At 72.3% G+C, this 10494-nt stretch carries 9 protein-coding genes; 5 read left to right on the top strand and 4 right to left on the bottom strand.

Translation table 11 applies throughout. The features are described 5' to 3' along the window. Positions 1–76: 76 nt before the first annotated feature. The 4 genes from ACFXHB_RS07590 to ACFXHB_RS07575 form a co-directional block, all read right to left on the bottom strand. Positions 77–982 carry a carbohydrate ABC transporter permease gene (locus tag ACFXHB_RS07590; protein WP_380572885.1) on the bottom strand — a complete coding sequence of 302 codons (906 nt, stop codon included), beginning with the start codon at positions 980–982 and terminating at the stop codon, positions 77–79. Next, on the bottom strand, positions 982–1896 hold the full coding sequence (locus ACFXHB_RS07585) for a carbohydrate ABC transporter permease (protein ID WP_380572884.1): 915 nt from the start codon (positions 1894–1896) through the stop codon (positions 982–984). Before ACFXHB_RS07585 ends, ACFXHB_RS07590 begins: the two co-directional genes overlap by 1 nt. A gap of 45 nt (positions 1897–1941) precedes the next feature. Further along, on the bottom strand, positions 1942–3213 hold the full coding sequence (locus tag ACFXHB_RS07580) for an extracellular solute-binding protein (protein WP_380572888.1): 1272 nt from the start codon (positions 3211–3213) through the stop codon (positions 1942–1944). 556 nt (positions 3214–3769) lie between these two features. Further along, positions 3770–4573 (bottom strand): DeoR/GlpR family DNA-binding transcription regulator, encoded by an 804-nt coding sequence (locus ACFXHB_RS07575; RefSeq protein WP_380572883.1) that lies wholly within the window; start codon positions 4571–4573, stop codon positions 3770–3772. A gap of 503 nt (positions 4574–5076) precedes the next feature. Here ACFXHB_RS07575 and ACFXHB_RS07570 point away from each other — a divergent pair. From ACFXHB_RS07570 to ACFXHB_RS07550, 5 genes are all read left to right on the top strand, one after another. Further along, positions 5077–6075: an ROK family protein gene (locus tag ACFXHB_RS07570; RefSeq protein WP_380572882.1), complete on the top strand. Its 999-nt coding sequence runs from the start codon at positions 5077–5079 to the stop codon at positions 6073–6075. Continuing rightward, positions 6072–7016, top strand: a complete 945-nt coding sequence (locus tag ACFXHB_RS07565; protein ID WP_380572881.1) for a 1-phosphofructokinase family hexose kinase — start codon at positions 6072–6074, stop codon at positions 7014–7016. The genes ACFXHB_RS07570 and ACFXHB_RS07565 overlap by 4 nt, the downstream gene beginning before the upstream one ends. Before the next feature lie 234 nt (positions 7017–7250). Then, positions 7251–8201 (top strand): SIS domain-containing protein, encoded by a 951-nt coding sequence (locus ACFXHB_RS07560; RefSeq protein ID WP_380572880.1) that lies wholly within the window; start codon positions 7251–7253, stop codon positions 8199–8201. Between the two features lie 186 nt (positions 8202–8387). Then, complete coding sequence (locus ACFXHB_RS07555) at positions 8388–9224, top strand: ketose-bisphosphate aldolase (protein ID WP_380572879.1); 837 nt, start codon at positions 8388–8390, stop codon at positions 9222–9224. Between the two features lie 190 nt (positions 9225–9414). Beyond that, positions 9415–10404 (top strand): aldo/keto reductase, encoded by a 990-nt coding sequence (locus ACFXHB_RS07550; RefSeq protein ID WP_380572878.1) that lies wholly within the window; start codon positions 9415–9417, stop codon positions 10402–10404. Positions 10405–10494 lie beyond the last annotated feature (90 nt).

The following is a 10494-nucleotide window of genomic DNA, read 5'->3' as shown; positions in this document are numbered from 1 at the left end:
GTCGCGCGACCGGCGGGTGCGGGGGGGGAAGGGCCCGCCCCCGGGCTCGGGGGACGGGGGCGGGCTGCTGGGGGGGTTACTTGACGGACCCGGCGGTCAGGCCGGAGACGACCTTCCGCTCGATGAGGGCGAAGAGGATGACGACGGGCACGATGGCGATGACCGAGCCGGCGAACAGGAAGTTCCACTGGACGGTGTAGTTGCCGATGAAGCTGTTGATGCCCACCGTCAGCGGCTGGTTCTCCGGGATGGTGGAGAGCGTCAGGCCCATCACGAACTCGTTCCAGGCCGCGATGAAGGTGAAGATCATCGCGGTGACGACCCCGGGCATCGCCAGCGGCAGGGTGATCCGCAGGAGCGCCCCTCCCCTGCCCAGCCCGTCGATCATGGCGGACTCCTCCAGCGCCTCGGGGATGGAGGCGAAGTAGGCGGTCAGGATCCAGATCGCGAAGGCCAGGTTGAAGGCCGCGTTGCACAGGATCAGGGTCCACACCGAGTTCAGCATGCCCAGCTGGTAGAACTCGCGGTAGAGGCCGACCAGGAGCGAGGTGGGCTGGAACATCTGGGTGACGAGCACCAGCAGGAGGAAGAGCTTGCGGCCCCGGAACCTCACCCGGGCCGTGTAGTACGCGGCGGGAATCGCGACCAGCAGGACGAGCAGGGTGGATCCCCCGGCGACCAGCAGCGTGACCCGGAGGTTGTCCCCGAGGTGGGACTCGCGCCACACGTCGACGAAGTTCGCCCAGGCGAACGAGGACGGCAGGTAGCCGGCGTCGCGCAGCTCGCTCGCCGGCCGCAACGCGGTGATCACCATCTCCACGTACGGCAGCAGGAACCCGGCCGCCAGCAGCCAGGCGACGGCGGTGATCAGCAGGGTGCGCGGGCGCAGCGTGCGGGGGGCCCGCGGGGCGCCGCCGGGGGCGGCGACCGCGCGGCCGCGGGGTGGGGCGGTCTCGCCCGGGGTGAGGGTGGTCCCGGCCATCAGCTCTCCTCCTGGTTCCAGCGGCTGGCTTTGAGGAAGACGACGACCATGACCACGACGAGGACGAAGTTCGCGACGGACATCGCCGCCGACTCCCCGATGTCCGAGTTCTTGAGCTGGTACATGAACACGGTGGTGGTGGCGGTGTCGCTGTCCGGGCCGCCGCGGGTCATGCTCCAGATGATGGGGAAGGAGTTGAAGACGTTGATGAGGTTGATGACGACCCCGACCAGGAACGCCGGCCTCAGCAGCGGCAGGGTGATCCGCAGGTACGTCTGCCAGGGGTTGGCGCCGTCCACCCGGGCCGCCTCGTAGATCTCGCCGGGGACGGTCTGCAGGCCCGCGAGCAGGGTGTAGGTGGTGAACGGCAGGGAGACGAAGACGGCGACGAACATCATCCAGGGCCAGGCCGTGGAGGGGTCCCCCAGCCAGTCCTTGGGACCGTCGATCAGACCCAGGTCCGTCATCAGCGTGTTGAGCACGCCCGCGGTCTGGTTGAGCATCCACTTGAAGCCGATGGCGGTCATCACGACCGAGGCGGCCCAGGGCGCGATGAGCGCCCAGCGGGTGAGGCGCCGGCCCGGGAACCTCTGGTTGAAGAGCTGGGCCAGCGCCAGCGAGACCAGCATGGTGGCACCGACCACGACCACGGTCCACACCACGGTCGACAGGACGACCGAGGGCAGCGACGGCTCGTCGAACAACTGCGTGTACTTGTCGAACCCGGCCGAGCCCCGGACGAATCCGCTGCTGCTGATCTTCAGGAACGAGGTGCGGACCATCTCGTAGACCGGCCAGAGGACGACCAGGACGATCAGCAGCACGGCCGGTCCGATCCAGGGCAGCGGCCCCAGGCGGACCAGGCCGCCCGGGCGCTTGCGGCCGGAGCCGGAGGTTGGTGGGTTGGGGGACACGATGGGGAGCCTGCCTTCCGTGACAGATCGGTGCGCCGGGTCTGCCTACTGGTTGGAGACCGCCGCCTCGGCCTTCTTCTGCAACTCCCCCAGCACCTTGGCCGGGTCGTTCACGGCCGTGCCGCCGCTCTTCTTGATCTCGGCGGAGACGGCGTCCCAGGTGGTGTTGCCCAGCGGGTAGAAGGCCGCGTTCGGCAGCAGCGCGAAGAAGGGTTCGAGGTCGGCGTGCTTGCCGCTGCCGGTCATCTCCTGGAGCGTGTCCTTGGTGACCGGCATCAGGTTGTAGGTCTCGTCGAACTTCAGCGTGTTCTCCTTGGAGTACGCGAAGTCGAGGAAGGCGCGGACCTGGTCCTTGTGGCCGTTGCCCTTGAAGGCCATCATCCAGTCGGCCACGCCCAGCGTGGACTTCAGCGCCCCGGCCTTCCCGGGGATCGGCGCGACGCCGTAGTCGACCTTGCCGTCCTTGGACATCTGGATCAGCGAGGGGTGGCCGTTGAGCATCGCGGCCTTGCCGGCCGCGAAGTCCGCGAACGCGGTCTTGCGGTCCGTCGTCGCGGGGTTGGCGTAGGTGAGGCCGGGCGCGACGAGGTTCGTCTTCAGCCAGCTGAACGCGTCGATGTTGGCCTGGCTGTTGAGCGTGTACGCGCCCTTGGCGTCGGTGAGCCCGCCGCCGTTGCCGAGCTCCCAGATCAGCGACTCGCCCTGGGCCTCCTCCGGACCGAGCGGCAGCGCGTAGGGGGTCACGCCCGGGACGGCCGCCTTGATCTTCTCGGCCGCGGCCTTGACGTCGTCCCAGCTCTTGGGGGCCTCGGTGATGCCGGCCTGGGCGAAGACCGCCTTGTTGTAGAAGAACGCCCGCGCCGAGGAGACGAACGGGATGCCGTACCCCTTGCCGTCCACCTCGCCGGCCTTGGCGAAGGTGTCGATCAGGTTGGCGCGGGTCTTCTCCGACAGCACCTCGTTCGCCGGGTACAGCAGGTCGTCGGCGACCTTGTCCGCGTAGCCGCCGGTCTGCAGGACGTCCGGCACGTTGCCGCTCTGGATCATCGTCTTGACCTGCGAGTCGATGTCGTTCCAGTTGATCACCTGGACGTCGACCTTGATCTTCGGGTTGGCGGCGGTGAACCGCTGCGCCACGTCGTTCCAGTAGGTCGTCGAGCTGTTCGAGGCCTTGTCCCCGTAGTCCGCCGCCACCAGCTTCAGCGTCACGTTCCCGCCCTCGGACGCGCCGCTCCCGCTGCCACCGCTGCCGCAGGCCGTGAGGGTGAGCGCCCCGAGGGCGCAGGCACAGGCCGCTGCGAAGGACCGCTTGTTCATCATCAGTACCGCCTTGTCTCCTGGCCGGTCGCGACGACGCGGCCCAGTGGGGGTCTGGAAACTGCTGCAGATTCGGAGCGTGCACACATGTGGAAGATCCAACCGCGTTTCGCTCATAAACGAGCATCTGCTGTGCAAAGTAAACACGAGGTGGCGGGCTCGGATCCAGGCCCGTTACGCAACCGATGCCAACCGGACAGGTCACGGAGCTCGACGGGACGGGTGGAGGGGAGAGGCCGGAGCCCGGTTCGCGCCCGCACGGCACGGGCGGGCCGCGGCGGCGTGGGGCGCACCGGTCGAAGCGCCCGATCAGCCGGGCCTGCCACGGATGACCGCGGGGGTTTCTCGTCGACGGTGCCACCTTCCCGCGCCGGAGGGAAGGGCACGGGCACCGGAGGGCGCCGCCGCGGCGCTGATCAGGGGGTCGCCGCCCGACGACCCGGCGGCGGGGCGGGCGCGGGGCCCGGCCGGATCAGGGTTCGACCGGAGCGGGGACGGCGGCGCCGCCGGAGGGTGGGACCGATCCCTTCCGGCGGCGCGGGCGCGACACGGGGCGTCAGACGCAGATGACCTCGACACCGGCCTCGGTGAACCGCGCCGCCGTCTCGGGAGCGAGCCCGGAGTCGGTGACGAGCACGTCGATCCGGTCCAGGCCGCAGATCCTGGCGAAGGCGCGCCGTCCGACCTTGGAGGAGTCCGTCGCGAGGACCACCTTCCGGGCGCGCTCGGCGAAGAGCCGGCTGATGCCGGCCTCGTCCTCGTGGTGGGTCATCACCCCGAGCCTCGGGTCCACTCCGTCCACACCGAGCACGGCGACGTCGAGCACGACCTGGTTCAGCACGCCCTCCGTCAAGGGGCCGACCAGTTCGTAGGTCTGAGGACGCGCCACGCCCCCGGTCACGACGATCTTGAACTGCGGTCGGACCGCCAGTTCACTGGCGATGTTCAGGGAGTTGGTGACGACCGTGTACGTCGGCCCGGCGGTGCCCTCCCCCCGCTCCGCGGGTCTTCCGCCGCCCGCCCGGAGCACCAGGGCCCGGGCCACCTCCGTGGTGGTGGTGCCGCCGTTGAGACCGACCACGTCCCCCTCGCCCAGCAGGTCCGCCACGGCGGTCGCCACGCGCTGCTTCTCGGAGACCCGCCGCGAGGACTTGTAGCGCATCGGGAGCTCGTAGGAGACGCCGTGCGCGATCGCCCCTCCGCGCGTGCGGACGAGCAGGCGCTGCTCGGCCAGCTCGTCGAGGTCGCGCCGGATGGTCGCCGGGGACACCGCGACCGAAACAGCCGCCTCCTCGACATCCAACTTGCCGTCGACCGCCAGCAGTTCGAGCAACCTGCTCCACCGCTCCTGCTTGGACATGCGCGCCTTCCCCTCTCTACCTGACATCCGGCACCGCGCACCGACGGAGCCGGTCCCGCCCGGGCGGCCGGTCGGCCGTGCCCCGGGAAAGTATGCGCGAAGTTGATCGTAACGCCGGAGTACCGCGCATCACGGGGTGCGATCGATATGTGCACGTCAAAACCGGTCCGACCACCCCACCCCTGGACGCAACAGCCTGTGATCTGGATACTTCGCTCATACATCTTGAGCGAATTCGCACACTTCATGCGTAGATCGCGTAACTTCGATCATCAGGGTGGTTCGGCAGTATGTACAGCGACAGTCCCCCGACCTCGGCCGACGACATCCCCTCGTACGACCTCCGGCCCGAGGAAACCGACAACGCCGGCGGGCCCCGGTCCCCCCGGTCCCCCCGGTCCCCCCGGCCCCCCCGGCCCGCGGCGCTCCGCGTCGCGGCGCACGGCGCCCCCGGCCTTCCCCCGGCCTTCCCCCCCGTACCCGCCGACGTCTGGGGGAGGGTGGTGGCGACCTCCTCGTCCCCGGCGACTCCCGGACCGGAGGACCCCGGCGCACCGGGGTGCGTGATCGCCCTCGACGTCGGCGGCACCGGGATGAAGGGAGCCGTCCTCGACCGCGACATGCGGCCGGTGGAGACCGTGCACCGTCCCACCCCGCGCGCCGACGGGCCCCGCGCGGTCCTCGACGCGATCGCCGACACCCTGATCGACCTGAACCGGTCGGCCACCGGCCACGGGCTGCCGGTGCGCCACGTGGGCCTGGCCGTCCCGGGCATCGTCGACGACCGGCTCCAGCGCGCCGTCTGGTCGGCGAACCTCGGATGGCGCGGCCTCCCGCTCGCCTCGCTCCTCCAGGAACGCACCGGCCTGCCCGTCACACTGGGCCACGACGTGCGGGCGGGCGGCGTGGCCGAGTGCGCCCTGGGGGCGGCCCGCGGCGCGCAGGACGTGCTGTTCGTGGCCATCGGCACCGGCATCGCCGCGGCCCTCGTCTGCGACGGCCGGCCGATCCGGGCCGCCGGGTACGCCGGCGAACTCGGCCACATCGCCGTCGGCTCCGAGGCGCTGGCGTGCGCCTGCGGCGGCTCCGGCTGCCTGGAGACGGTGGCCTCCGCCGCCGCCGTCGCGACCGCGTACACCGCGCGCTCCGGACGGCCGGTCTCCGGCGCGGCCGACGTCGCCGCCCTCACCGCGCAGGGCGACCCGGTGGCGCGGGAGGTCTGGACCCGCGCGGCGACCGGACTGGCGCAAGCACTGGCGACCGTCACCACCCTGCTCGCGCCGGAACTGATCGTGCTCGGCGGCGGACTCGCCGAAGCCGGGCCGCTGCTGCTCGACCCCGTACGGGCCGGGTTGGAGGAGCACCTCACCTTCCAGCGCCGGCCCTCCGTCGTCCAGGCCGAGCTCGGGGACCGGGCCGCGTGCCTCGGCGCGGGCCTCGCCGCCTGGCAGGCGGTCGGGCACACCACGCCCGCAGCCCGAACAGGAGTGCCCGTCCGATGATCCTCACCGTCACCCTCAACGCCGCGCTCGACGCCACCTGGAGCGTCGACAGCCTGCGCCCCCGCACCTCCCACCGGGTCGAATCCGCGCGGGAGCGGGCGGGCGGCAAGGGGATCAATGTCGCCCGCGTGCTCGGCATCCTCGGCCACGACCCGGTGGCGACCGGCCTGGTGGGCGGACCGACCGGCCGCCGGATCCGCGACGAGCTCCGCACCGCCCGCATCCGGAACGCGTTCTTCGAAGTGGTCGGCGAATCGCGCCGCACCCTCGCCGTCGTCTCCCGCGACGACGGCGACGCCACCGTCTTCAACGGGCGCGGACCGTTCGTGGCCTCGGCCGAATGGCAGCTCTTCCGCCGGCACTTCGCCGCGCTGGTGGCGGGAGCGCGCGTGGTCGTCCTCAGCGGGAGCACGCCACCGGGCCTCCCCCCGGACGCCTACGCACAGCTCGTCCGCACGGCCGCGGCGGCCGGCGCGCTCACCGTCCTCGACACCAGCGGCCCCGCCCTCCTGAACGCCCTGGCCGCCCACCCCGATGTGGTCAAACCCAACGCCGACGAGATCGCCGCGGTCACGGACCGCGAGGACCTCGCCGAGGGTGCCGCCGCACTGCGCGCCCTGGGCGCCCGCACGGTGGTCGCGTCCGCCGGAGCCGACGGCCTGCACGCGGTGACCACCGGGGGCACCTGGCGGGCGAAGCCGCCCGAGCGGCTCTCCGGCAATCCGACGGGCGCCGGTGATGCCTGCGTGGCCGCGATCGCCGCCGGACTGGAGGCGGGTTCCCCGTGGCCGGAGATCCTCCGCACCGCGGTGGCGCTGTCGGCCGCCGCCGTCCCGTGCCCGGTCGCGGGCGAGGTCGACTTCCCGGTCTACCACCGGCTCCTCACCAAGGTCGCCGTGGAGCGGATCCCGCCCACCGGTCCCGAGGCCGCCCCGGCCTGACGCCGGCCCGGACCGGCACCACCGGCGTCGGCCGCTCCGACGCCGCTCCGACGCCGCTCGGGCGGCCTCATCGCGGTCCTGGTCCCGGCCTTGGCGGCCTCACCACACAGGAATGCTCGATAGTGCTCAATTGCTCGGCTTAGCGAGCAACTCTTGACATCGCAAGTGTTCATGAAACAGCATGTTGAGCATCCCGACACCTTCTCCCGCCCACCCCGAGCGCAAGGAATTCGCGTGACCACCTTCGACACCTCCCGGACCTCGGTCGAGATCGCCTCGCAGCCCGTCACCTGGACCCGGGCGGCCCGCTCCGTCGGCCAGTACACCGACGTGCTGCCCCGCCGCGGCGAGCGCGTCGCCGTGATCGGCTGCGGTACCTCCTGGTTCATGGCCCACGCCTACGCCCAGCTGCGCGAGAGCGGCGGCCACGGCGAGACCGACGCGTTCGCCGCCTCCGAGTTCCCGCTCGGCCGCCGCTACGACCGGGTCGTGGCGCTCACCCGCTCCGGCACCACCACCGAGGTCATCGACCTGCTGGCGAAGCTCAAGGGCGCCGTCGCCACCACCGCCCTCACCGCCGACCCGGCCACGCCGGTCATGACGGTCGCCGACCACGCCGTGGTGCTCGACTACGCCGACGAGGAGTCGGTCGTCCAGACCCGCTTCGCCACCACCGCGCTGGTCCTGCTGCGCGCGCACCTGGAGGCCGAGGGCGCCCTGGCGGCCGGAGTGCGCCCGCTCGGCCGGGCGATCCGGGACGCCCAGCGCGCCCTCGACCGCCCGCTGGGCCCCGAGGTGAGCCACGCCGAGCAGTTCACCTTCCTCGGCACGGGCTGGACGTACGGCCTCGCGCTCGAAGCCGCCCTGAAGATGCGTGAGGCCGCCGGGGCATGGACCGAGGCCTACCCGGCCATGGAGTACCGCCACGGCCCCATCAGCATCACCGGCCCCGGCCGCGTCACCTGGCTGTTCGGCGGCGCCCCCCAGGGACTCGCCGACGACGTCGCCCGGGTCGGCGGCCACTTCCACAGCGCCTCGGCGGACGCACCCGACGCCCTCGACCCGCTCGCCGACCTGATCGTCGCCCAGCGACTGGCCGTCCGCATCGCCGCCGCCCACGGCTACGACCCCGACCGCCCCCGCAACCTGACCCGCTCCGTGATCCTCGGCCCCACCGCCGCCTGAGCACCCCGCCCTTCCGGCCCTTCCGACCCAGCCCACAGCGTCCCGCCCCGCACCGAACCGCCCCGCACCCTCCGGTACCGGACCGGGGCGGGGCGCCCCGGCGGCCGGCCGGTCGAACAGACCCGCGACCGCCGCCCCGACCCTCCCGCCCCCGGTGCCGAGCCACCGCCTTCACGGAGAACCCTCATGCCCCTGACGTCCACCGCCGACATCGTCGGCCCCGCCTACACCGCCGCGCACGGCGTCGGGGCGTTCAACGTCGTACAGATCGAACACGCCGAGGCCATCGTCACCGGAGCCGAGCGGGCCGGGCGGCCCGTCATCCTCCAGATCAGTGAGAACACCGCCCGCTACCACGGCGCGCTCGGTCCGATCGCGCTGGCCTCCCTCACGCTCGCCCGGACGGCCTCGGTACCGGTCGGCGTCCACCTCGACCACGCCGAGTCCCCCGAACTCGTCCACGAGGCCGTCCGGCTCGGCTTCACCTCGGTCATGTTCGACGCCTCCAAGCTCCCCTACGAGGCCAACGTCGCGGCCACCCGGCAGGTCACCGAGCACTGCCACCGGGCCGGGGTCTGGGTCGAGGCCGAGCTGGGCGAGATCGGCGGCAAGGACGGCGCGCACGCCCCCGGGGTCCGCACCGACCCGGCGGAAGCCGACGCGTTCGTCGCGGCGACCGCCGTCGACGCCCTGGCCGTCGCGGTGGGCAGCTCCCACGCGATGGCCACCCGCGACGCCGCCCTGGACCTCGACCTGATAGCCCGGCTGCGCGCCGGACTCGGCGTGCCCCTGGTCCTGCACGGCTCCTCCGGCGTCAGCGACGCCGACCTCGCCAAGGCCGTCGCGGCCGGCATGACGAAGGTCAACATCTCCACCCACCTCAACAGACTCTTCACCCTCGCCGTGTGCGAGCACCTGCGAGCGGCGCCCGACACCACCGACCCGCGCAAGTACCTCGGGCCGGCCCGCGACACGGTGGCCGCCGAGGTGGCCCGCCTGCTGGAGGTCCTCACCGACCGCTGACCGCGGCGGCCGGGCGGCGCCGGCCCTGCGGCACACTCCCGGGAGTTCGACCCGCCGCGTGTCCGCCGTAGGACCGGCGCCGCCGTGATCGCGTCCGATCCGCGCCGAACGACCAGGCGCCACCGCAAAGAAGCGTTCGTTTATGTTTATTTGAGTTCACATTCTCACATTCGGCTGACAGGCTGTGCGCATGGACTACGTCGCCGCGGACGACCGCTACACCTCGATGACCTACCGACGGGCCGGACACAGCGGTGTTCGGCTGCCCGCCGTCTCGCTCGGTCTGTGGCACAACTTCGGCGACACCCAGCCGCCGGAGGTGCAACGGGCGGTGCTGCGCCGCGCGTTCGACCGAGGTGTCACCCACTTCGACCTGGCCAACAACTACGGCCCGCCGTACGGAAGTGCCGAGCGCACCTTCGGCCACCTCTTCGCGCAGGACCTCCGCCCGTACCGGGACGAGTTGTTCATCGCCTCCAAGGCGGGCTACGACATGTGGCCGGGCCCCTACGGGGACGGCGGCGGCCGCAAGTACCTGCTGGCCAGCCTGGACCAGTCGCTGGCCCGGACGGGCCTGGAGTACGTGGACGTGTTCTACTCCCACCGGCACGACCCGCGGACCCCGCTGGAGGAGACCATGGGGGCGCTGGACCGGGCCGTACGGTCCGGCCGGGCGCTCTACGCCGGCGTCTCCAACTACCCCGCGGCCGAGCACCGGCGGGCGGTGGCGATCCTGCGGGAGCTGGGCACACCGCTGCTGCTGAACCAGGCCCGCTACTCGATCCTCGACCGCGGCCCGGAGAGCGGCCTCCTGGAGGCGGCCGGCGACACCGGGACCGGGCTGGTCGCCTACTCCCCACTGGCTCAGGGGTTGCTGACGGACCGCTACCTCGCGGGCGGCGTGCCGTCCGGTTCACGGATGGCGGTCGGCAGGTTCCTGAAGGAGGAGGCCCTGACCGCCGCCAGGCTGGAGCAGCTGCGCGCACTGGCCGAGGTGGCCGGGGGACGCGGGCAGAGCCTGGCCCAACTGGCGCTCTCCTGGGTGCTGCGCGACCCTCGGGTGGTGTCGGTGATCATCGGGGCGAGCAGCGTGGCCCAGCTGGACCAGAACCTCGACGCGGTGAACGGCGGGCCGCTGTCGGCGGCGGAGCTGACCGCGATCGACCTGCTCAGCCGCTGAGGCGGCGAGGCCGGACGCTGTTCCGACGAGGGCCGGGGGGCGCCCCCCCCGGGGGGGGCCCCCGCCCCCGCCGAAAAGGGTGGGGCACCC

Origin of the sequence: Kitasatospora sp. NPDC059327 (assembly GCF_042752535.1) — a bacterium.
GTDB lineage: Bacteria > Actinomycetota > Actinomycetes > Streptomycetales > Streptomycetaceae > Kitasatospora.
The sequence above is the reverse complement of the archived record's forward strand: the minus strand, read 5'-3'. Positions and strand labels throughout refer to the sequence as shown.

Bases quoted from the DNA above. Each gene is read 5' to 3' on its own strand.
- ACFXHB_RS07590 (WP_380572885.1), bottom strand. From the start codon at position 982: ATGGCCGGGACCACCCTCACCCCGGGCGAGACCGCCCCACCCCGCGGC.
- ACFXHB_RS07580 (WP_380572888.1), bottom strand. From the start codon at position 3,213: ATGAACAAGCGGTCCTTCGCAGCGGCCTGTGCCTGCGCCCTCGGGGCG.
- ACFXHB_RS07575 (WP_380572883.1), bottom strand. From the start codon at position 4,573: ATGTCCAAGCAGGAGCGGTGGAGCAGGTTGCTCGAACTGCTGGCGGTC.
- ACFXHB_RS07565 (WP_380572881.1), top strand. From the start codon at position 6,072: ATGATCCTCACCGTCACCCTCAACGCCGCGCTCGACGCCACCTGGAGC.
- ACFXHB_RS07555 (WP_380572879.1), top strand. From the start codon at position 8,388: ATGCCCCTGACGTCCACCGCCGACATCGTCGGCCCCGCCTACACCGCC.
- ACFXHB_RS07550 (WP_380572878.1), top strand. From the start codon at position 9,415: ATGGACTACGTCGCCGCGGACGACCGCTACACCTCGATGACCTACCGA.